The organism is Streptomyces sp. CLV115, assembly GCF_038448545.1.
GTDB lineage: Bacteria > Actinomycetota > Actinomycetes > Streptomycetales > Streptomycetaceae > Streptomyces > Streptomyces sanglieri.
The window spans coordinates 28,989-52,417 of the sequence record NZ_JBCEWQ010000012.1; the positions used below are offsets into that span (position 1 = coordinate 28,989).

11 protein-coding genes are annotated in these 23,429 nt (G+C 69.8%); all 11 read left to right on the top strand.

Annotated elements, in window-relative coordinates; translation table 11 throughout:
- The first annotated feature begins 165 nt into the window (after window positions 1-165).
- The 11 genes from eccD (at window position 166) to AADR41_RS06985 (ending at window position 23,426) form a co-directional block, all read left to right on the top strand.
- Window positions 166-1,566: a type VII secretion integral membrane protein EccD gene (gene eccD, locus AADR41_RS06935; RefSeq protein ID WP_342280483.1), complete on the top strand. Its 1,401-nt coding sequence runs from the start codon at window positions 166-168 to the stop codon at window positions 1,564-1,566.
- Between the two features lie 17 nt (window positions 1,567-1,583).
- Window positions 1,584-3,143 carry a type VII secretion protein EccB gene (eccB, locus tag AADR41_RS06940; RefSeq protein WP_342280484.1) on the top strand — a complete coding sequence of 520 codons (1,560 nt, stop codon included), beginning with the start codon at window positions 1,584-1,586 and terminating at the stop codon, window positions 3,141-3,143.
- 103 nt (window positions 3,144-3,246) lie between these two features.
- A complete protein-coding gene (locus tag AADR41_RS06945) occupies window positions 3,247-3,612 on the top strand; it encodes a hypothetical protein (RefSeq protein ID WP_342280485.1) in 366 nt (121 codons plus the stop codon).
- Window positions 3,613-3,721: 109 nt separating this feature from the next.
- A complete protein-coding gene (locus AADR41_RS06950) occupies window positions 3,722-4,045 on the top strand; it encodes a WXG100 family type VII secretion target (protein WP_259930064.1) in 324 nt (107 codons plus the stop codon).
- A 13-nt stretch (window positions 4,046-4,058) separates the two neighbouring features.
- On the top strand, window positions 4,059-4,502 hold the full coding sequence (locus AADR41_RS06955) for a type VII secretion system-associated protein (RefSeq protein ID WP_342280486.1): 444 nt from the start codon (window positions 4,059-4,061) through the stop codon (window positions 4,500-4,502).
- A 136-nt stretch (window positions 4,503-4,638) separates the two neighbouring features.
- Window positions 4,639-7,320 (top strand): AAWKG family protein, encoded by a 2,682-nt coding sequence (locus tag AADR41_RS06960; RefSeq protein ID WP_342280487.1) that lies wholly within the window; start codon window positions 4,639-4,641, stop codon window positions 7,318-7,320.
- Between the two features lie 20 nt (window positions 7,321-7,340).
- Window positions 7,341-7,835, top strand: coding sequence for a YbaB/EbfC family nucleoid-associated protein (locus AADR41_RS06965; RefSeq protein WP_342280534.1), 495 nt, complete (start codon window positions 7,341-7,343; stop codon window positions 7,833-7,835).
- A 7-nt stretch (window positions 7,836-7,842) separates the two neighbouring features.
- Window positions 7,843-8,187 (top strand): hypothetical protein, encoded by a 345-nt coding sequence (locus AADR41_RS06970; RefSeq protein WP_342280488.1) that lies wholly within the window; start codon window positions 7,843-7,845, stop codon window positions 8,185-8,187.
- Window positions 8,188-8,206: 19 nt separating this feature from the next.
- Window positions 8,207-21,271: a hypothetical protein gene (locus tag AADR41_RS06975; protein WP_342280489.1), complete on the top strand. Its 13,065-nt coding sequence runs from the start codon at window positions 8,207-8,209 to the stop codon at window positions 21,269-21,271.
- Entirely contained in the window at window positions 21,268-21,975 is a 708-nt protein-coding gene (locus AADR41_RS06980; protein ID WP_342280490.1) for a type VII secretion system-associated protein, read from the top strand. Before AADR41_RS06975 ends, AADR41_RS06980 begins: the two co-directional genes overlap by 4 nt.
- The gene (locus tag AADR41_RS06985) at window positions 21,972-23,426 is read left to right on the top strand and encodes a hypothetical protein (RefSeq protein ID WP_342280491.1); all 1,455 of its coding nucleotides are present in this window, start codon (window positions 21,972-21,974) and stop codon (window positions 23,424-23,426) included. The genes AADR41_RS06980 and AADR41_RS06985 overlap by 4 nt, the downstream gene beginning before the upstream one ends.
- Window positions 23,427-23,429 lie beyond the last annotated feature (3 nt).

A 23,429-nucleotide genomic window follows, 5' to 3' on the forward strand; every position in this document is an offset into this window, starting at 1 on the left:
CGCACAGGAGTGCCGGCCGGCGCACAAGCCGGACGGTTCCGGACCAACAGGGACTCGTGAGAGGTCCGTTGACGACGGCCCGGATGATGATCAGTAGTCTGCATCCGAATCACCAAGCGCGTCCACGTCGCATCCGACACGTCCCCGAGAACGCGAGCCCTGACCTTGACCGACAGCTCCGTGGCGGGCCTGTGCCGCCTCACCATACGTGCCCCCGAAAAGACCATCGACCTTGCGGTGCCCGCCGATGTGCCGGTCGCCGATCTCCTTCCCACCGTGCTGCGTTACGCGGGTGAGGAACTGGAGGAGAGCGGCCTGGACCACAGCGGCTGGGTGCTGCAACGGCTGGGCGGACCGGCCCTGGACGACGAGGGGACGCTGGAGACCCTCGATCTCAAGGACGGCGAGGTGCTGTATCTGCGCCCGCACACCGACGCCCTGCCCGAAGTGCGGCTGGACGATCTGGTCGACGGCATCGCCAGTGTGGTGCGCGACCGGCTGCACGGCTGGAGTGCCGACTCCAGCCGGCGGCTGTTGCGTGCCCTGTGCGTGCTGACGCTGGTCGCCGGACTGGCCCTGCTGGCCTGGCCGGGCGGCCCGGCCGGGGTGCGTGCCGCCGGGGCGGGTGCGGTGGGGGCGCTGTTGCTGGCCGGGGCCGCCTCGGCGAGCCGGGCGGTGGGTGACGCGGCGGCCGCCGCGGTGCTCGGGTCGATGGCGAGTCCGTATCTGGCGCTGGCCGGCTGGCTGCTGCCGGGCGGCGATCTGGGCGGACCCGATGTGCATCAGGTGCTCGGGGCGCGGCTGTTGGCGGCGGGGGCCGCCGGTGCGGGTGGTGCGGTGCTGGGGCTCGCGCTCGCGGCGGTGTCCGTGCCGTTCTTCCTGGCGACGGCGGTGTTCTGGTGCGCCGTCGCACTGGGCGGGGCGCTGGCCGGGCCCGCCGGTCTGACGATGGACGGCGCTGCGACGGTGCTCGCCGCGCTGGCGGTGGTGCTGGGTGGTTTCGTTCCGGCCCTGGCGTTCAAGCTGGCGGGGATGCGGATGCCTTCGCTGCCGACCAATTCGCGGCAGCTCCAGGAGGGCATCGAGCCCTACGCGGGTGGTGATGTGACCGCCCGCACCGAGCTGGCGAGCGGCTGGATGACCGCGCTCTACGGGGCGGCGGGCACCGTCTGCGCGGCCTCCCTCGTGGTGCTGGCCGACGATCCGAACCTGCCGGAGACGCTGACCGCCTCGGTGCTCTCGCTGCTTCTGCTGCTGCACGGGCGCGGCATGGTCAATGTGCCGCAGCGGCTCGCGCTGCTGCTGCCCGGCATCTGGGGCGCCGCGCTGCTGACCCTGGCCCTCGCCGCGTCCCTGACGGCCGACGAGCGGCCGCTGCTGGTGGCGGGGCTCGTGGCGTTCACCGCGCTGCTGGCGATCGTCTCGTGGACGGTGCCCGGGCGCCGGCTGGTGCCGTACTGGGGCCGCGCGGCCGAACTGCTGCACTCGGCGCTGGCGATCAGCCTGCTGCCGCTCGCGCTCTGGGTGCTCGGCGTCTTCGCCGCGCTCCGGGCGATCAACGGCTGACCCGGAAGGTATGCGACATGCAGTCCAAGCGTGACCAGGTCCAGGCCCACACCTTCGTGATGGGCCGGCTGACCTCGGGGATGCTGCTCGCCGACCCGGACGCCCCGGAGAGCCCGCTGGGGCGGACCACCCGCGGGGTGCTGGTCGGTGTGGTGATCACCGCGCTGGTGGCCGCCGGTTCGCTGGTGTACGGCCTCATGTCCCCCGGCGGCAACGACGCGTGGCGGGCGTCGGGGACGCTGGTGGTGAACCGGGAGACCGGTGCCCGTTACGTGTACGTGGACGGTCGGCTGCGTCCGGTGCGCAACTACGCCTCCGCGCTGCTGGTCGGCGACGGGAAGCTGAAGTCCGAGGACGTGGGCACGTCGTCGCTGAAGGGCACCGCGGTGGGGGCCCCGGTCGGGATACCGGGTGCGCCGGACTCCGTACCCGGTGTGCGGGACCTGGAGAAGGACCCGTGGCAGGTGTGCTCGGTGCTGGCGTCGGAGGCCGGGGCGGGGGCCGGGGGTTCGGGCGGTGCCACCGGCGGGAGCGGTGCGTTCACCGCGTTGGTGGCCGGTGCGCCGGTCGAGGGGCGCGGGATGGGTGCCGGGCAGGGCCTGGTGGTGTCGGGGCCGGACCGGGCCCGGTACCTGGTCTGGCAGGGCAGCCGGCTGCGGCTGGACCGGAGCGGTAGCGCCGCGGTGTCGCTGGGGTACGGGTCGGTGACGCCCCGGCCGGTGTCTGCCGCGTTCCTGGACGCGCTGGTGCAGGGGCCGGACCTGGTGCCGCCGGCCGTGCCCGGCCGCGGTGGGGCGGGGCCGTCGCTGGGCGGGCGTCCGTCGAAGCTCGGGCAGGTGTTCCAGTCGCACACTCCGGGGGCGGCGCGCCAGTACTACCTGCTGCGCAAGGAGGGGCTGGTTCCGCTGACCGAGACCGGGGCGGCACTGGCTCTGGGGGCCGCCGAGACCAAGGACCGGGCGTACGGCGGCGCGGCCCCGGCCGCGGTGGTGATCGGCGCGGCCGAGGTGAAGGCCGGGCTGGCGCCCGGCGCGGAGGGCAGCGAGCCCGTGCCGGCCGGTCTGCCGGCCACGCCGCCGCGCGCCGAGGCCGTTCCGGCGGGCTGGGCGGCCTGTGCCCGGGTGCGGCCCGATCACGGGGACGGCACCCGGGTGACCGGTGCGCTGGTCCCGCTCGGCGCGCTGCCGCCGGCCTCCGCGGCGTCGCCGGAGCACATCGTCCCGGCCTGTCTGCCGGTGGACGCGACGGCGGTACGTCCGGGGCACGGGGCGCTGGTCAAGGCGCTGGGCGCCGGTGGCACCGATGTCGGCTCCACCACCTACTTCGTCGCCGACGACGGGGTGAAGTACCGCCTGCTCTCCCAGGCGGCGCAGAAGGCGCTGGGGTACGACGGTGCCACCGCCCAGGCGCTCCCGTCACCGCTCCTGGCGATGCTGCCGTCCGGTCCCGACCTGAGCCCGGAAGCGGCCGCGGCGGGGCGCACGGTGGGCACCACGGCGCCCTCCTGCCCGCAGGCGGAGGGTGACCGGAGCGTCGGCAAGGGCAACGGAACATTGCCGACGGGTAAAAGAAGTTGATGGATCCTCAGGAAAAGCTCAGATGCGGACGAGGATCATTGAGCACACCACGGATCTGATCATAGGATCACCGCCATCCAGCAGTTGAGGCATGGGAGACACCGTGGCAGAAGCAGGCGCTCAGGCGGCACCGGGCGGCAACCTCCAGCAGTCGAGCGAGAGCTCGACCAGGAACGGCATTCAGGCGCTTGAGGCCGCATACAGCGGAATCCTCAAGTCCCGCCAGGACGTCGACGACACCCGCAACAACCTGAGCAAGGGGTACCAGGGCAGCGACGGCGGCCAGTACGGGGCCCTGCTGAAGCAGTGGGACGACCAGGTCAACATCATCCTCCGCAACCTGGAGGACATGGTCGACAAGCTCAACACCAGCCTGGTGGAGCACGGCAAGACACAGGGCTCGTCCAACGACGCGATCAACCAGGCGTACAGCGCCTCGCAGAAGGCGTTCGACGACCTGATGGCGTAGGAACCGCCCTGGACGACGGATCCCGTCGTCCCGTCCGCCGGACGACCGGCACCCCTCGCCGCCATCGCGGCGGGGCACTCTTCCCAGGCAGTGAAGCGAGGTCTCCCCGATGCCCGACAATCTGACCGACGGTTACATCCTGGTCGACTACGGCCACATGAACAACGCCGGCGACGACATGGTCCGCCAGACCCAGGCGATCGCCCGGACCCTCGCGTCCCTGGAGGCGGAGCTCGGCGAGCTGCGCAAGACGTGGTACGGCTCCGACGCCGACACCTACCGGCAGAAGCAGGCCGCCTGGGACCAGGCGGTGCGGAACATGGAAACGCTGCTCAACTCGCACGCGGCCCTGCTGACCGACATCTCGGGCAACTACAAGTACAGCGAGAACTCGCTGTCGCAGATGTGGTCCGAGATCGCCATCGGCCGCTGAGCGGGAGCCCCCGATGGCCGATCTGACCCACCTCGACGGCAAGAGCCTCAAGTCGTTCGCCGAGAACGACGTCACGGATTTCCAGACGGCGCTGGACAAGATCCGCAAGGACGACCCCAACGGTCTCAGGGCGCTCAAGAGCATCCTCGACGGGCGTACCACCCCGGGGACGCTCCAGCAGGACCCGGCGCTGGCCATCGGTCTGATGGGGACGGACGACAGTGTGCACGGCCAGTCCCTGGTGGCGGCGGTCAAGAAGGCGGCCGGCTCCGTGGACGAAATCTTCGAGAGTCAGCAGACGCTGTTCAAGCACATCAAGAGCGATCTGCTGACGACCATCGAGAAGCTGCTCAGCACTCAGGGCAAGAGTCTCGAATCGATCGACGGCGCCGCGCTGCTCGACATCTTCTCGGACGTGGACAAGGAACTGGGTCCGACCACCAAGACCGGTACCTGACCCGCCCGCCCCCGCCGGGGGCGGTCCGCTCCGGCGATCCGCCCGGGCCGCTTTGGCGGTCCGGGCCGGCCCGTCTGTGCACCGCCTCCTCTCCCGCCCGCCCCGATCCTCCTTCTTCGCCCCCGGAGCGTTCCGCATGTCGACCCCCACTTCACAGAATTACGACGCCGACGACTACTGGGGGCAGGCCGTCACCAAGCTCACCGGCTATCCGATGCCCAGCCGCAAGGGCCTGTTCACCGGCCTGAGCAGCAAGGAGAAGAGCCCGCTCTTCCGGATGAGCCTGGACAAGATCGGTGTCCAGTCGGTGATCAACGCAGCCACGCAGGGTTCGCTGAAGAGCGACGGCCAGGACTACGACCTGTACTTCTACTCCAACAAGAACGGCCGCGTGGAGATGTACCACGCCCGGCTGGTCTTCATCGGCTCCTTCATGTCGGAGAAGGGGCGCAGCCGGGGGCTGGAGGCCAATGAGTCGCTGAGCGGCGGGAAGTACAAGGGCAAGTACGGCGACGACTTCGACATCGGCCCGCTCGGCCAGTACATGGGAGGGCCGGGGGCGGCCCTGGGCGCCCTGATCGATTCGAAGACCACGCACGGCGCGTCCTTCAACGGCGCCTCGGTGCCGGACGCGAATGTGGTGGACCTCAACTCCTTCCAGCGCACCGCCCAGGCCTTCGACCGGGCGGCCCAGTTCTTCGTCGACCAGGCGGCGGTCCTCGCGGGGTGGGAGAAATCGCTGGGCAGCGAGCAGTCGGCCTGGAAGGGCCAGGCCGCGGGCATCTTCTGGCAGCTGGTGCATCAGCTGAACGGGAACTACGACAACTACAAGGAACAGCTGGGCGCGGGGGACAAGTTCGACGCGGTCGGGGATCCCGCGTTCACACCGAAGTCCAACCATTCCAAGCAGCTGATGGCGGCGCAGCAGACGCTGCTGACCCAGGCGAAGTCGCTGCGGACGGCCTGGAACGCGTGGATGGGGCGCAACGAGCACGACCCGCACTTCCACCTGATCCAGGTCCTGGACGACATCCTGAACTGGCTGACCCAGCACAACATTCCGTTCATCACGTCGACGACCTCCACCGGGAACGTCATCAACCCCACCACCACGACGACGTACTCCACCAAGGACGGTTTCCAGGAGCCGCATCCGACGTACGGCGATCTGACCGACATCCAGAACTGGGCCGCGGTGGGCAATGAGGCCGTCAAGCGGTGGAACGACTTCATCGAGCAGCCGCACCCGGACATCGAGGGGCTCCAGGCCGGCCTGAACGGCACGGCGATGACGGTGCTGTCCGATCTCAACAACTCCTGGATCGACGCCACCACGCCGTTCGAGTCGCCGCTCACCACCAAGAACACCGGGTCGCTCACGGAGTTCTACACCAAGGAGAAGACCGAGAAGGCGAAGGAGGAGGCGGACAAGAGCAGCAAGGACCTCAACACGGCCCTGGACAACCTCAACAAGGGCATCGGTGACATGGGGAACAACGTCACCAAGTCGCTCAACGACTTCGGTGGCGGGCCGGACGGTCTGAAGGATCTGCTCGGGGGCAACACCGAGACGAAGGATCTCAACGGCGGCTCGGGCAACGGCCCCGGCGGTGACACCGGCAAGGACGTGACGAGCGACCTCAACAAGAACATCGACAAGATCCTCAACCCGGGCAACGGCGACCCGACCCAGGGCAATGGGGACACGACGCACACCGGCCCGCTGAACCCGACGATTCCGCCGCCCAGCCTCCCCGGCAATTCGGTCCTGAGCCCCGGCGGCGGGACCACCTCGCTCGACAAGAACCGCAATCTGGTCACAACGTACCCGAACGGCGACCGGGTGACGTACGACCCGAAGACCGGGAAGTACACGGTCACACCGCACCAGGGCAGGACCACGGTGCAGGACCTCAACCCGGGCCAGAGCGTGACCAACCCGGACGGCAGTGTCACCAAGCTGAACAAGGACGGCACGCTCACCACCACGTTCAAGGACGGCAGCCGGCAGATCGTCGATCCGGAGACCGGCAAGGTCACGAGCATCGACAAGAACGGCAAGGAGACGGTCACCGACCTCAATCCGAGGACCGAGTACCAGTGGCCGCCGAAGACCAACAACCACCTCACTCCCCCGCCGACCCATCAGGATCTCAATCACGACCTGAACCGTGACCTGAATCGCGATCTGAACCACGCCCTGGACCGGGACCTCAACCGGGACCTCAACTCCCTCGGTGGGAACTCCCACACCTCGTTGAACAACTCCTCGTCCGGCGGCGGCCAGAACCGTTCCGGCAACGGCGACTACGAGGAGTACGACAGCACCTTCCACCCGGGCGGGACGCTGGGAGCGCCGCCCGGCGCCACCGGCAGCCGGCCCCCGGCCTCCCTGCCGGACACGGGCATCGGTTCGGGTTCGGGTTCGGGCGCGTCGTCGGACGGCTCCACACCTCTCAACCCGATGATGCCGATGGGCGGGATGGGCGGCATGGGCGGGATGGGTGGCATGGGCGCCGGTGGGCAGGCAGGCGGCTCGTCGGGCGAACGCGTCCGCAACGTCCTGACGGAGAGCGGCCCCGGCACGCGCGGCGGATCGTCCCGCTCCGGCGGGCGGCGCGGCGCGGACGAGGAGCGCAGTGCCCGCAGGGCCCGTACCGCCACCAGTTCCACGGCCGTCGCGGGCGGTACGGGCGGCGGCACCCAGGGCGGGCAGGCGACCGGCAGCGGTGAACGCGACCGGGTGCACTGGGTTGCCGAGGACGAGGACGTGTGGGGCGCGGAAGAGGGCGGCACGCCCACGGTGATCGGGCGGTGAGCGGGCTGATGGGCGGAGCGATGGACGAGGCGCCGAAGAGCGCGGGGCGCGGTGAGGTCTCGCCGTACGCCAGGTCCGTGGAGGCCCGGCTCGCCACGGCGATGGCCGAGCTGGAGGCCACCGAGAAGGGGGTGGCGAAGGCCGAGGCCGAACTGCGGCAGGCGACCCGCACCGTGCGGTCCGCGGACCGGTCGGTGGAGGTCACGGTCGGGCCGCAGGGCGAGCTGACCGCGCTGCGGTTCCTGGAGGGGAAGTACCGGACGATGTCGCCCGGCGAGCTGTCGAACGCCGTGCTGGACGCGTTCGGCCGGGCGCGTGCGGAGATGGCCCGGCAGGTCATGGAGACCTTCGAGCCGTTCACCCGGCCCAGCACCGCGGTGCCCGAGCTCACCGGGGTGGACATCGACTGGGCGCGGATCTTCGGGCCCGAGGTGCTCCAGGACCCACAGGAGCGGGCCCGGCAGGAGTCGGGCCGCCGACTGCGGGACGAGATCGACGAGGACGAGGAGCGCTGAACACCCCATGAGCGACGGATACTTCGCCGAACCCGCCCGGATCCAGGCCGGGTTGCGGCAGATGTTCTCGATCAGCACCTCGATCGGCGCGATGGTGGACGACTTCGTCGTCGACGTACGTGCCACGAGCGACTGGCCGGGGCAGGACGACAGCTTCGCCAAGGAGGTCATCCCGCAGGAGCAGAAGGAGCGGGAGAGCAGCAGCGAGACGGCGATCGCCCTGTCCGAAGCGGTCAACGGTGTGGCGCACGGGACCTCGGTCAACCTGAAGTCGATCACGTCCAACCAGAACAACATCCTGGACGCCATCCGGGACCACCGGATCAAGCCCAACAACAGCGGAAAGCGCTGACGGCAGAGAGCACGGCCCCATGTCGATCAAGGCGACGCCCGAGCTGAACAACCTGCTTTTCGTCCTCATCGGCGAGCGGTTGCTGCAGGCGGACGAGGACCTGGCGTACGCCAGCCGGCGGCCGTACCACCGGCTCGCCGACCGTCTCACCGACCTGTCCGGTGAGATCGAGCAGTCGGTCGTCGGGATCAGCAGGTCGCTCCCGCCCAAGGTGGGCGCGAGCTATCTGCAGTCGATGAAACTGTTCATCGACAATGGGGGCACCAACCATCTCCGGGACTTCTCCGACCAGTTGAAGACCATCGGCGACGGTCGCACCGACACGTCGATGAACATCATCGAGTCCAAGTGGCAGATCATCGCCGAGCTGATCAGGTTGATGATCGAGCTGCTGGTCATCTTCGTGATGTCGTTCTTCTCGGGCGGGGCCTCGGCGAGCGACGCGGCGGTAGCGAAGGCGCGCAGCCGAGTGGTGTTGCTGACGGTGCTGGACACGCTGCTGAAGCGTACGCATCTGATGCCGAGCCTGAGCGAGGCGTTCCAGGAGGCGTTCCAGACCTTCGCGGTGCGTCTCGCCCTCATGATGGCGGGGCCCGACGGGCGCCGGCCGAAGGGGTTCGACTGGAAGGCCATCGCACAGGACGGTGTCTTCGGCGCGTTCGCGGGGTTCTTCCACAGCGCGTTCTCGTCCGGGCTCGGGAAGCTGCTGAAGAACTTCACGGGCAACGGTCCGGTCAAGAACCTCACCAAGGACGTGACGGACAAGGCGCCCCGGCCGAGCAAGTTCTCCCCGAAGAACCTGGCCAACACCGCGCTGAACGACACGAAGGACTTCCTGACCTCCGGTGGCTCGGAGGCCGTCGCGGAGATCGTGGCCGGTGGTCTCATGACGGGGAACTGGACGACGAGCTGGGACACCTTCCTGGGCTCCGGGATCAGCAGCAAGGCCGAGCATCTGCTGGGGAACGGCGCGTCCAAGCCCGGTACCTGGGTGAAGAACAACTTCACCGAGAAGAACGTGCCGACGTCGAGCCAGTCGGACGGGGACGGCACAGGGCCGAAGTCCGGGAGCGGAACGGACTCAGGGAGCGGAACGGACTCCGGCACCGGGAACACGGTGACTACCGGCACCGGCACCGGCACCGGGAGCGGCGGGGGCTCGGGGAGCGGGAAGAACGGCGGCAGCACGAACGGCGCCGGTTCCCCGAACCAGACGGAGTCGACGCAGGAGACCGGGGCGACGGACGAGTCGGGGCAGACGGGGAACGACGAGCACACGGGGCCGACATCGAAGTCTCCGTCGTCGGGCTCGTCGGGGCCGTCCGGCTCCAACGGGGCGGCCAGCAAAGGGTCCGTCAACACCTCCAGCAACGACGACCACGGCCCCACCTCTCCCCACGACGACACCGACGACACGAACGGCGCCGAGGAGGAGTCCCAGCAGACTCCCGACGAGCGCACGGTCCCCCCGGCGAACTCCGATTCGCACGGCGGCCCGAAACCGAGCCACAACCCGACTCCCACTCAAGGCCACCGGCCGCCCGACGCACAGCAGGGCGAAGAGCGGGACGAGGAACAGGTCGAGGAGCAGGGGGGCCGGCAGGAGACCGGGCCCGAGTCGGAGCAGAAGGCCGGCACACCGTCCGCGCAGCCCGACACACAGCCCGATTCGCAGACCGACGCCTCGAAGAACCAGAACCAGAACGAGACCGAGAACGAGAACGAGACCGAGCCCAGCACTGGGTTGCTCACCGAGGACGGCTCGTCCGACAACGGACAGGCTCTGTCCGACGCCGGCTCCTCGTCCACCCCGCAGGTCACCCCCCACACCGCCACGGTGCCGGAGCATCAGCTGTGGTCGCAGCTCCTCGGCACCCCCGGTCCCCCGACGCAGCAATTGCTCGACGACATCGCCGCGCACCGCCGGGGGGCCGCACCGTCGCCGGAGGAGATCGGCCTCCGCAGGGAGCTGCGGCAGAAGCTGAACGACACCGAGGGCGGTGTCACGATCTTCATCGACGACGCGGCCAACTTCGGTCATCAGGCCGCCGCCACGATGCTGATGGACTCCCTGAACGAGCTGGGCTACCAGGGGCCCATCACCGCCATCGCCCCGGCCAACGTGCAGCAGAAGCTCGCGCTGCTGCTGAGTGACGAGCTCAACGCCCGTGTCACCTGGCAGACCCAGACCTTCGACCCCGACCGGCCGGTGCCCGATCCCCGGGCCTCCGGGAGGCCCGGGGCTCAAGGGCTGGTCATGGTCGCGGCGAGCGACCGGCTCGACGGCGGCGAAGAGGTGGCGGAGCAGTTCCTGAACTTTCTGGGGATCGACCGGGCGATCGTGCTCAAGCCGTACGCCTGGGACACCTCGCACCGCTATCTCTACAGCAGGCCGTCCCCGGACTCCGACGTCGAGGTCACGGATCTGGAGGAATCCGAGTCGTCCGGCAACACCATCGCACCCGACGCCCTGTTCAATTTCCACACCCCGCTCCTCACCCAGGACGAGCTCAATGACCTAATCGACCGGCGGGTCACCGCCTCCGACGTCGCCGAGGGCCTCAAGGAGATCGTCCGGGCCGTGCACGAGAACGGCACCGAGGTCATGCCGGTCTACGGCCTCCACAACGTCACCGAGTCGGGCCGGGCGTCGGCGCTCAGCACCCTGGCCGCCGGAATCAGCAGATCCGGGATCGACAGGCCGTCCGTGATCCTCTCGTTCGGCCGCACCACGGTCGACTTCGCTCCCGTGCACACGGACACGCAGCTCAGGCGTACCGACATCACCGCACCCGACCTCCGCGAACAACTCGAACAGCTGAGGCCGAACGACGTCCTCGTCGTGCAGAGCGCGGGCCTCCCGCAGGACGTGTTCCGGCAGGTCTTCCAGCTCGGCACGCTGCCTGCGGTGCTGGAAGGTGCCAACACCACCAACCTGATGCAGCTGCTGGGCCGCCCGTACTTCTCCGCGCTGACCAACCACACCCCGTACGACCGGCTGGACGAGGTCGCGGCGAGCCACCTCGAACAGGTGACCAAGGCCATCACCCATCCCAGCCAGTGGGGGCGCAGGGCCGCGAAGCTGACGAGCGAGCAGCCGACGCGCGCGTGGAAGGCGCTTCAGAACGTTCACACGGCCCAGTCCGTGACGTCGGCCCTGCCCAGGGACGGGGACGGACACGTCCTGACGCAGGACGAGTGGATGCGCCTCAAGGCGGACGGGGTGCTGAGCGTCGGCGAACTCAAGTCGGTGCTCGGGAACGGCGCGGACGTTGTCGCCATGATCGCGGACGTCGGGTACACCGGCCGCACCGCGACCATCAGCCAGGAGCAACTGGCCACGCTGCGAACCCGGCTGGGTGAGCTCCGGGCCGAGCATCTGGTCGAGGTCCGCAACGCGATGGACCACCTGTCGGTCGTGCCGGAACCGGGAGCGGCCGAGGTCATAGCGGAGGCCATAGACGAACTGAGGCAGGCCGGCTCCCGGCTCCACGACTACTTCGCCGGCCTGCGGGCCAAGGCGCACGACCCGGACAACGACCAGACCCTGCAGGCACTTCGCCTGGTGCTCACCGATCGTCCGGCTCTGCCCCGGACCGAGTCCCTCGTCCAGGGCCAGGAAGGGAACAACCAGCAGGAGACGCCTCGCTGGCAGACCGACTGGGACCGGGTCGACGACTCCGACGACGACATCGAGTACTCCGAGCGCTCGGGGCCCCATTCCGTCGCCACGTCCAGCAGGTCCACTCCGACATCCAGCCGTTCGCAGAGCCCCGCCGGCAATCGGCCGGCCACCGAGAGCCGACAGCAGAACACATCCCCGAACGAGAACGAGAACGAGAACAACGACGGAGACGAGAACGAGAACGAGGGCGGGGGCGAGATCGAGGACACCGACAGCGACACCAGCAGCGACTACGACAGTGACTTCGGTGGAGACACGGACTTCGGTTTCGGGTTCTTCGGCGACATCGGACCCGGAACAACACCGGACAACGCCTCCGGGTCGGCCGTGCAACCGTCCGATGTAAGCGACTCCTCCGAAATTGTTCCTCCCCGGCTCGTACTCAGGTCCGCCCGCTCGGCGGACGACGCCACGACCGACTCGGACGACATCGTCAAGCAGACGGTCGCGACCGGCTCGTCCGGCTCCTCGCTCCTCGCGTCGTACACCCTGTCCGACTGGGCCGCCCGGAACGAGCGCTACAGCACCGTCATCACCTCCGACACCTTCCAGGACCACCACCACAGCGAATCGTCCATGTACCGCAAGCAGCGCCGGACCCCCTGGAGCGGCCAGAAGGTGTCGTTCTTCGCGGCGCACGGCACTCCCACCCGGGTGAAGCTGACGCGGCAGGACGGGACGAGCATCGTGGTCAGCGGCAGGGAGCTCGGCCGCTACCTGGAGCACTCCACCGACCTCGGTCCGAAGGACCGCCCCATCGTGCTGTACGCCTGCTCCACCGGCGCCTCGCCCACGCACGGCGGGCTCTCCGTCGCCCAGCACGTCGCCAATGTGACGGGCCGGCCGGTGTACGCCCCCACCACCTCCGCAGGTACGGCGCTCGACTCCGAGCAGCAGCCGCGCCCGGTCCTCTTCCGCGACGACGCGGAGAATTCCGGCCAGTGGATCACGTACACCCCGGAACCGACCGGCGCCGAACTCACCGCGCTCGCCCGCACGGCGGGCCTGCTCCCCCCGGCGGGCACCACAAATGCCACGGACACCGCGGCCGGGACCAGCTCCTCCAGTCCCGCGACGACGTCGGAGGGCGCCCCCAGTCCCTGGGTCACGACGCGAACGCTCCAGCTCGTACGTACGCTGCGCGGCACCTTCGGTACGCAGATCGGGCAGTCCCCCGACCACGATGCGCTGCTGGCGGCGCTCGGCGCACTGGACAGTGAGCGCTTCGGGGGCGACGACACCGTCTGGGCGCCCTACCGTGACGGGCGGATGACGCCCGATCTGCTGCGCCGCATCAGCGAGGAGCTGGCAGGACGGGGCACACCGGGCCTGGACCGGTACTCCGCCCTCTTCGACCGGGTCAACCAGGAATCCGGCGGGAACGGACCGGCGGCCGGATCGTCGCAGGACGACCTCCGGTCCCCGTCCCGCGACCTCACGCAGGACGTCGTCGAACCCGCGTCGGCACAGCAGTCGCAGCAGATACAACAGACACAGGTGACTCAACAGGCGCAGCAGGTGTCCACATCCACGGACACCGATGCCTCCACCACTGTGGTCCAGCTGGTGGCGGCCCAGCTCGACACCGATCGCCCCGCCGAGGTCGACGACAACATGCTGCCCGCCCCGGCCCGGGGAACGGTCCAGCGGTTCCCGGGCGATCTGACACTGCCCACGTACATCACCGGGGACGGTGTGGAAGACGATTCCGCCTTCACCTACGGCCAGAGCCAGGTGATCCAGCGGGGTGTCGACAACGTACTGAGGCGCATAGCCGGCTCGGCCCTGCCGGTCCCCGCCCGGAACCCCGGCACCACCGACAACCCGCTCGCCGAACTCGAACGGGCGCTCAGGCAGACGCCCCATCTGTTCCACGGGGACGGCTGGGTCTCCGCCCCCTTCAAGGACACCTCGGGGCGCATCCGCCAACTGCGGGTCTCCCAACGGCCGCAGGCCCCCTGGTCCATGATCACCAACGAGAAGGGCGGGGCGATCTCGCTCGATCCGGTGAAGGTGGACCAGATCCACCGCAGCCAGATCACTTCCGGGAAGTCCGAAACGGCAAGTTCCTCAAGGCAGTTGGGCGTGGCGGTTCCGCTGGGACCACCGATCGGCCCCGCGAACATGTTCGGGCGGGTGGGCCTCACTCTGGGCTTCACGAAGTCGGTCGACTTCAACCTCCAGGACCAGACCCTGAGCCAGGTCGAGAGCCGTCACTCCGACGAATCGCATCTGTACCTGAGCGATGTGATGTACAGGGTGGAGCTGACGGACCCGGCGCCCGAGAAGTACGGGAAGCTGAAGCAGTTCACCCAACGGATCAGGCCGGCCACCCGGTCCACAGCACCGGTCCGGGACAACGGATCGCAGACCACTCTCACGTTCGGTGTGAAGGACGGGCTGCTGCTGCGTCTGCCGGACAACCTGACCGCCAAACGCAGTCACGAGCACGCACCGCAGAAGATGCGGCTCGGCGAGCACAGCGACTACCGCATGGTGCACACCGAGGGACACGGCTCGGTGGCCGCGATCCAGGAATGGGCGGTGGGCCAGGCCAAGGCGGTCGTCGGCTCGTCGATGCACGCGGAGATCACCCGCTTCTTCAGCTCGGAGAACTTCATCCGGACCGCGGACCGGATGGCGCACGGGACGGTCACCAGTCAGCCGATGTTCACGGAATCCGGGCAGCCCGGCGGTGTGTTCGCCGTGGACAAGATCGTGCCGGTCGAGGCCACCCAGATCTCGGAGACCGACTCTGCAGAGCTGCGCAACGCCATTCAGCGGGTCATCAAGAACGACCGGAGCACGTCGACGGCGTACAGCCAGGACCTCCAGTTCACCGTCGGTCCCAGCTTCTCCTTCGACGAGTACGCGACGAGCGCCGCCCAGCCGCGCCTCCAGTTGGGCGGCTTCGTCCAGTTCGGCAACCGGTCCACCCGGACCACCGGCTTCGGCGGCTCGGGCAGCCGCAAGATCGTCGGACGGGCCAAGAAGGTGCGTACCGAGCTGTACCTGGTGAAGAAGACCGTCCACGTCCGCAAGTCCGGACAGGACAGGGCCACCGAGTTCGACGTCTGGACCCTCGACCGGATGACCCGCGCGGAGGCGCGCCGCCTGGCCGGCTGGGACGACGGTACGAAGCTCCGTACCCGCTCCGCGGAACACGCGGCCCTCAACTCCGCCCAGGCCGAGAGCGACAACGGCGGCAGCAGCAGTTCCGTCACCCCTGTCACCCCCGTACCGCCGAACACCGGTGAGCCCCCGGCCCCGGTCTATCTGCCCCAGGATCATCCGACGCTGCTCGGCATGGCGCGGGTGGAGGCGTTCCTCCCCGACACCGACTCCGTCGAGGGCGCTGCCACGGACACCACCGGACCGCCCACGACGCCGCCCGCGGCCCAGTCCACGACACCGCCGCCCGCAGCGTTCCTCAACGGGCTGACGGAGAGTGTGATCGCCGCCATCGCCCAGCAGCACCCCGGTCTCGTCGCCCCGCTGGCGGACTTCACGACCCCCGACGACAAGTCGAAGGGCTGGCGGGGCAAGAACCACTTCAGCGCCGCCCTGCAGAACACCCTGACTGTGATGGACGCCCTGAGCCATCACAGTGTGGCGGGGCAGCTGGAGTCCTTCACCACCGACGGAATCCCGATCCGGCTCGTCGACAACACGGGCACCAAGCGGAAGTACCGCTGGATCCGGGCCAAGGGCGAACTGACCGGGCGCCGCTACGAGGGCACGCGCAACGAGCTGATCCTGCGGAGCAGCACCCCCGGAGCCCAGCGGCTGGACAGCTCGGCCACCGTGTCCCACACCAGGGAGATCGGGGTCGACGTCGGCATATCGGCGCGTGAGAACAACGCCGACGCGTTCAAGCAGCCGATCAACAGCGGAGTGATCACCCCGGCCGGACGACTCGGCTGGCAGAAGGCCCGGAAGACCGGCTCCGGTGCCACCGTCTCGTACGAGCCCCTGCACGCCACGTCGGGCCCGTCCCATGTGTTCAGCTACCAGCTGTCGGTGACCGTCACCAGCGGCGGGTACTGGCGGTTCCGGGAGCCGCTGCGGGTGCTCGGGGTGCTCGGCACGGGGCTCTCCGTGGGACGCAACGCGGAGGTCGACCTGATCGGTGGCACGGCACGCCGTCCGGCGGTGACCGGACGGATCCTGCTCGACGTGCCCGACGAGCACATCCCGCCGACCGCCCCACGCCCGCAGCAGGAACAGGTTTCGACACCGCCCGCCGCCGCCCCCGTCGCCGTCACACTGAACACGGAGGACGTCCGTAAGCTGCTGGGCGACCCGGAGAAGCCGGCCGTCGTGACCGACCCGGGCCGGGTCACCGGTGCGCAGGCGAACCCGCACGAGAACGACGAGGAGAACGCCGGGGAGAACGCCGGGGAGAACGCCGAGGAGATCGAGCTCCGAGATCAGGAGACCGCGCCGGCTCCGTTCGGCGATCTGCCCCACCAGGTCATCGCCGTCGCGGGCAGCTCCGAGCTGAGCCGGGGCGTGGAGACCGCGCTCAAGGAAGGCTCCGGCGACGCCTGGCAGTTCAGCCTGCACGGAGCCGCTCCGCACGACGCGGTGATGCGCCAGTTCCAGCCGCAGGTCCTGGCCTCGTTCCTGGACCAGTCGATCAGCCGTGCGGGCATGCGCATGGTCGAGCTGTTCGGCGCCGGACCGTACGTCAACCGGATCGGCCGGCTCGTCCATCGTGTCACCCTGCGGAATCCGGTCGTGCAGTCGAAACCGGTCGCGGTGGAGACCGAGGTGACGCTCGGCGCCGAGACCCAGGTCACCCATGCGCGGACCTCGGTCACGGTGGCCAAGCTCAACCTCGGGGTCGCCTACGCGCGCAGCCACGACCAGGGGCCCTCGTTGGTCGGTACGTACGGGCTCGTCCTGAACGGGGCGTGGACCAAGGGAAGCACCGCGACCGCGACGAACACCGTGTCGGTGGAGAACGACCGGGACGACGAGAACCTGAAGTACCTGGTCACCGCGGACGTCGATCACGAGGTCGGGTTCACGACGCGCGCCAATGGGCTGGCCGGCCCGCTGCGTGCCCTGCTGCCGGCGCTGCGCACCCACTTCGCGGGGTTCACACTCACCGTGCCCGGCGGCTGGCTCGGCCATGTGCCGGAGAAGGTCGCGCACCGCCTCGGTCTGGTCGGCAGCACACTGCCCGCCGCGCCCACCTACAGCGAGGACGCCTGGTCCCCCTCGCCCTGGCTGAAGGACACTCCGTTCGGTTCGTTCCCGGTCAACTCCCTCGACTCCGCCGCGGCCTCACGGCACTTCGCCGAACTCCTCAAGTCGCGGGGGGTGGACGACGCCGGCCGGGACCACGTCCTGGACATGGTGACGCCCCGTGCGCTGCTCGCCCTGCGGCAGCAGATGGCCGCCGCCAAGGGCGGGGTCACCGCGGTGACCCGCACCGCCTGGACGAAGCTCGGCGAGGTGTCCATCGGTTCGCAGCGTGCGACGGTACGCATCGAACTCATCCCGGAGGATGCGACGTTCGACGGGATCGATCACAGTGTCACGTTCCAGGAGACCCTGGGCATGACCGAGACCGTCGAGGTGAACAGGGTCAAGGCGGTCACGACCACGACCGGACTCTCGGTCACCGAAGCGGTGCGGACCCAGAACACGGCCGCTCCCACCGCCGGTCCGAGCCTCTCCGAGTCGCTCGCCGTCACCCAGCAGAAGACGGTCGCCACTTCGGCGAGCCGCATGAAGAACTACACGTTCTACCCCAACGAGCCGTTCGCCGACTTCCTCACCACGTATCGGATCCGCATGGTGCTGGTGAACGCGGACGGGACGGAAGTGCCTTCGCGGGAATTCCCGGTCGGCACCCTGCGGGAGCAGCTGCCGCTCAGTCTGGCCGTGCCGTACGCCGCGGACAACACCGGCGGCAATCCGGTGACGGAGGGGAACCAGCCCCCCAAGGTCACGGTCCGAAGGCCGGGACAGCTCACGAACGAGGCCATCGAGCGATGGCGACGAGCGGGGCAGACGAAGGCGTTCACCATGCCGGCCAACGGCTTCATGCCACGCCGGATCACGGACACCGACATGGCGTTGGACGCGGCCCACCTCGCCCTGGCCAAGGCCCACAACACCGATCTGCCGCACCTGCCCAAGTCCGGCGGCGGAACCGTCGAACTCACCGGCACGAATCTGGCCGCGGCGACGGGCAAGGCCCGGAAGTCCGGTCTCGCCCGTCAGGGACGGGCCTCGGGGCAGGCCCTGTCCGACGGGTTGGCGAGCACCCAGACGGCAGCCTTCTTCGGCAACACCGCGACGGGCAACGGCTACCTCGCCGCCACGATGCACGACGCCACCGTCGCGCTGGACACCCAGGGCAGCTACCGGCTGTTCTCCCGGCCCCGGTTGAGCGAAGCGGTGCTGCTGAGCGTGGCGGCGGACGCCACGATGGAGAGCCCCGAGCGGCAGACCGTGAGTTCGGACCTGTCGGTCACGGAGACCGGTGCGCAGGGCACGACGCTCGGCGCGACCGTCGGCACGTCCGTACCGGAGGTGGGCACCGTCTCGCCCGCGCCGACCGGCAGCGGGGGCAACACCGGTGAGTCGACGACCCTCAAACTCGCCTCCGCGGACGGCACCCAGCAGAACATAAAGCCCAAGACGGGCCGGGCACTGCTGTTCTCGATTCCCACGGACTGGCTGGGCGAGGCGACGGTCACGCACGGGCGGGCCGCCAGTGTGTTCGTCCAGGGCAGCAGGTCGCAGACCGTCGAGTACCGGACCAATGTCCTGGCCTGGGTGCGGGAGGACGTGGCCCGCGATCTCGGACTGATCGACGACACGACCTTCCCGTCCGACGTCACCGCCGCCTGGACCTCGGTGACGAAGGCGAGCAAGGCGTGGGTGGACGCGGACAAGGCGTACTGGAAGGTCAGACGCGCCGTCACCGAATCGACCGGGGACGCCGACCCCACTCCCGAGCAGGTGGAACAGATGACGGTGCTGTCCGAGCGCGCCCGCGCCGCGATGCGGGAGTTCCGGCGGGTACGGGCGGCGACGGACCGGCTCACCCAGTGGTACCACCGCACACCGCGCAATGGCCCCCGGCCTCCCGCGGTGAGCTTCACCGCCCCCGAAACGCCGTCGACTACGTTCCCCAAGTACACCGGGACGGCGTTCACCTCGGACCCGGCGACGGCGACGCCCTCCGTCGACGCGCCGCACACGCTGGTCTCCCCGGACGGCGAGACGTACACACTGCACAACGTGCCCGAGGACGGCGACGCGTTCTACCACGCGCTCGCTGCGGGGATGCGGCACACGAACACCACGCTGCCGGGCGCGACCGGCAGCGCCACGGCCACGACGCCGGACGTCACCGAGCTGCGCGACCGGTTGACGGACACCCTGACGAACGACTCGGGCGACCTGCTGGACTTCATGACCCCGGATCTCCTCGATCGGTTCGACCCCGAGGAACTGGCCAACGGTGGCCCCACGTTCGCCGCAGGGTCGCCCGAGGCCCATGAGTTCGCGGACGATGCGCACACCCTGCCGCTGTACGCACGGCTGTCGGCCGGCGAGCGCAGGGCGCTCGCGCTGGCGCAGTTGCAACGTGCCGGGGACTCGGGCGACGAGCGCGGCTGGAACCACGGGGCCGCGGACCTGTTGCCCGCGCTCGCGGCCCGGACCTTCGGTGTCAGGGTGACGGTCGTCCGGGACGACGGCACGTTCCAGGACTTCGAGCCCGAGACCGCCGGGACGCCCCCGGCGCATGTCGTGCTGTACCTCAAGGACCGCCATTACCAGGCGGCCCTGGCGCCCATACCCACGGTCCGGGAGACGAACCACCAGTCGGATTCGGACGACGACTCGGAAGGCCTGGAGGCCCCGAAGGCCCTGGACGCGCTGGAGGACCTGGAGGCGCTGGAAGACCTGGCGACCCCGAAGGACCTGGAGGCCCCGGAGGGCTCGGAGAACTACGACCAGGACGACGACGAGAACATCCAGGAGACCGAGACCAACGCGGAGAACGACGACCAGGACGACGACGGGAGCGCGTCGGAGACGGACTACGACGGGGACAACGACACGAACACGTCCACAACGCCCCCGTCGCAACGGACGAAGCACATACGGAAGCGCAAGCTCTCCGAGCAGAACGACGACTCGACGACGGACACGGAACCGGACACGGAACCGGTGCCACCGTGGACACCCTCCGTCTCCAGGGCCGACTCCCCGACTCCGTCCGAGATCGACAACGCCCCCGACGAAATATCGACCCCGGCACCCGCGACCACAGCCTCCGAAACCAACTCCACCACCGAATCCCGGACGGACTCCGAGCACAACACCAGCACCGACGACGAGACCGCGTCGGAGACGGACTACGACGGGGACAACGACACGAACACGTCCGCAACACCCCCGTCGCAACGGACGAAGCACATACGAAAGCGCAAATCGCCCCAGACGTACGACGGTTGGACGGCGGACACGGACACGGACACGGACGACGACGCGGCGCCTTTGCGGACGTACTCCGCCTCCAGGACCAACTCCCCGGTCCCGTCCGAGAACGAGAACACGCCCGACGACACGACCGACGAAGCAACGACCCCGGCGCCCGCGACCACAGCCTCCGAAACCCACTCCACCACCGAATCCCGGACGGACTCCGAGCACGACACCACCACCGACGACGAGAGCGCGTCGGAGGCGGGCAACGACGGGGACGACGAGACGAGCACGTCCACAACGCCACTGACCCGACGGACGAAACGAATACACAGGAGCAGGCCCCCGGCGAGGAACGACGGCTCGACGACGGAAACAGACACGGGCACGGATGACGACGCGACACCGCCGCGGATACACACCGAGGACGAAGCCACCGACGGGTGGGTGACCGAGTACGACTACGGGCCCCTCAGTGACGGTTCGTCGCCGCCCCCGGCCCCACCGCCGACCCCGGTTCCGTCGACGCCCCCGGCGTCCCCGGTCCTGCCGGCAGTCCAGCCGTCCCCGGACTCGTCCACTACCCCGCCACCACCGCCTCCGCCGCCCCCGCACGCGGATGGCGACAACGGCACGACGGACTCGAACGGTTCCTCCGCCGATGTTCTCGGCCGGGTCTTCGACACGTACGCGGTGCGGGACGTCCTCGTACGGCAGGTGAATCTGCGCCAGCTCCACGATCCGCTCATCTCCGCGAGGGCCGCGCTGGACCTCGCTCCCGGTGGCCTGACCATGCGCGAGCTGGAGCTGACCGACACGCAGGTACTGACGGTGCTCGCCCATCACCGCCACCTGTCCCCCGAGGCGGTGCAGGAATTGCTCAAGCACCCGTCGTACGCGGCGGTCCTCCAGCACGAAGACGAGGCTCCCCAGGCGTCATGACGGAAGCGAACCGAGGCACCCAGATGCAGCACACCAACGAGCAGGCCGGGCAGGAGCTTCCGCCCGTTCCCGATCACATCCGCGAGGCCGCGCGGGAGGCGCCGGACCACTGGATCGGCGTCGTCGATCCGGCCTGGACCGATGCCGCCCCGCCGCCGCCCTGGGCCGTGGCCGGTGAATGGCGTTCCGGGCTCGACGGCGAAGTCGCGGAGTGGCAGCCGAACGAGGAGTACCGGCCGTCCCCGTCGGCCCTGGGCTGGCCCGAGCCGACCGATCCGGTCGACGCCGCCGTGCAGTTGGCCGTCACCGGATACGGCCCGCTGAGCGACGCCGTGGAGGCGCTGGCGGGTGCGGAGGCGGTGGTGCTCCGGGCACCCGGCGGGGGCCCGTTGACGGTTGCCGGGGCCGACGGTTCGCCCGCCGTGCCGCTCTTCACCGCCGTACCTCACCAGCCGTTCGAAGGTGCCCTGGCGCACGACACGGTCACCGTCGCCGACCTGGTGCGCGACCTCGCCGTGGACGAGGGCCGCCTCTCGGTCAACCCGGCGGGCCCGGCGCGCCTCCTGCTCGACGCGCGTCTGATCCTCGACGCCGTCCGGCCCACCGTCCCCACCGCCCCGGCCTCCGCCCCCGTCTCCACCGGCGGTTCCCCCGATTCGTCCCACCAGCTCCCCACCAGTCCCGTCACCCAGAGGACCCCATGACCACGTCCAGGAACGAAGAAACAGCGGCCGCCTCCGAGCCGGAGGCGCCCGCCACCGCCGAGGCCGCCGCGGGCGAGACCCCGGCACGGACCGCTCGCGCGGCTTCCGCGAAGGGCAGCGGTACGGCCGCGGCGGCGGAGCCGTCCGCGGCGCCGCAAGCTGCGGCCGGAGAGGCTTCGCAGGAGTCCACCGAAACGACCGCGTCCACGGGAGCGGCAGCGGCGGAATCCGCGCTGAAGGGCGAGTCGGAGCAGAAGGAGGGGCAGAAGGAGAAGGAGAAGGAGAAGCAGGAGCAGGAATCGGAGGCAGAGGCACAGGGAGAGGCCGCAGGCGCCGCCGCCACCGAGGGCGAGGGCGAGGCCGCCACCGCGACCGCCACCGCCGAGGCGGACGCGGAGGCGGAAGCCACCGCGACCATGACCGCCACCACCACGGCCGACACCCCCGAGAAGACGGGGCGTCCCAACAAGGCACTCCTCGCGGGCGCCGCCATCGCCGGTGTCCTGCTGGTGACCGTTCCGTTCCTGGTGCACACCGGTGGTGGCGACGACGGCAAGCGCTCGGCGGGCAGCGGCGAGGCCCCCGGCACGATGCTCGGTGCCGGGAACGGCGACGTTCCCGGCGCGTTCGCCTCCGCGGCCCCCTCGCCACGCACGGGCTCGGCCGAGCAGCCGCCCGCCGGCAAGGACGGGAAGGGCGGCTCGGGGCCCTCCGCCGACGGCGCGGGCGTGTCCAAGCCGCTCAATGAGGGCGGCGGAAGCACGGGCGGGGACACCGGCGGCACCGGGGGCAAGGGCGACGGCTCCGGGGGCGGGAAGTCCGCCGGCGGTGAGAAGTCCACGACCCGGAAGACCACCACGGGCAGCGGCAGCGGCAGCGGCTCGGGCAGTGCGGCGGGCGGCACCGCACAGAAGGCGGCCCCGCAGTCGACCGTCGTCTACACCGGGGTCACCGGCCACGGCTGTCCCACCCCCTCGGGCGGTGGCTTCCAGCAGGACCACTACTTCACCGACGGCAGCGCCGGCTGGTACACCCGCCCCTCCGGTGGCTGGACGGGCAACGGCTGCAACGGCAGCTACTCCTCCATACCGATGTCCGGCGACACCTCCACCGACATGCAGAACCGCGTCAAGTGGTGGTGGAAGCCCGGCACCCAAGCCCGGACCTGTCAGATCTCCGTGTTCATCCCGAACAGCAACACCAACCTGTACGTGGGCGGGCACCCCACGAAGTACCACGTGCTGGTCGACGCCAACGACCGTACGACCATGTACAGCAGCTTCTCGATCAACCAGACCGCGCACCGCGGCCAGTGGGTCGACGCGGGCACCTTCGCCATGAAGGGCGCCACGATCGGGGTGAAGCTGCTCGACCGCGGTGACGACTGGTCCAAGGGCTGGGAGAAGGCGCATCACGCCGCCGCGCAGATGCGGGCGACCTGCCGTTCCTGAACG

What these genes read in the sequence shown, in the direction of transcription:
- AADR41_RS06980 (WP_342280490.1), top strand. Translation starts at nt 21,268, where the DNA reads ATGACGGAAGCGAACCGAGGCACCCAGATGCAGCACACCAACGAGCAG.
- AADR41_RS06975 (WP_342280489.1), top strand. Translation starts at nt 8,207, where the DNA reads ATGTCGATCAAGGCGACGCCCGAGCTGAACAACCTGCTTTTCGTCCTC.
- eccB (WP_342280484.1), top strand. Translation starts at nt 1,584, where the DNA reads ATGCAGTCCAAGCGTGACCAGGTCCAGGCCCACACCTTCGTGATGGGC.
- AADR41_RS06985 (WP_342280491.1), top strand. Translation starts at nt 21,972, where the DNA reads ATGACCACGTCCAGGAACGAAGAAACAGCGGCCGCCTCCGAGCCGGAG.
- AADR41_RS06950 (WP_259930064.1), top strand. Translation starts at nt 3,722, where the DNA reads ATGCCCGACAATCTGACCGACGGTTACATCCTGGTCGACTACGGCCAC.
- AADR41_RS06965 (WP_342280534.1), top strand. Translation starts at nt 7,341, where the DNA reads ATGGACGAGGCGCCGAAGAGCGCGGGGCGCGGTGAGGTCTCGCCGTAC.
- AADR41_RS06955 (WP_342280486.1), top strand. Translation starts at nt 4,059, where the DNA reads ATGGCCGATCTGACCCACCTCGACGGCAAGAGCCTCAAGTCGTTCGCC.
- AADR41_RS06970 (WP_342280488.1), top strand. Translation starts at nt 7,843, where the DNA reads ATGAGCGACGGATACTTCGCCGAACCCGCCCGGATCCAGGCCGGGTTG.
- AADR41_RS06960 (WP_342280487.1), top strand. Translation starts at nt 4,639, where the DNA reads ATGTCGACCCCCACTTCACAGAATTACGACGCCGACGACTACTGGGGG.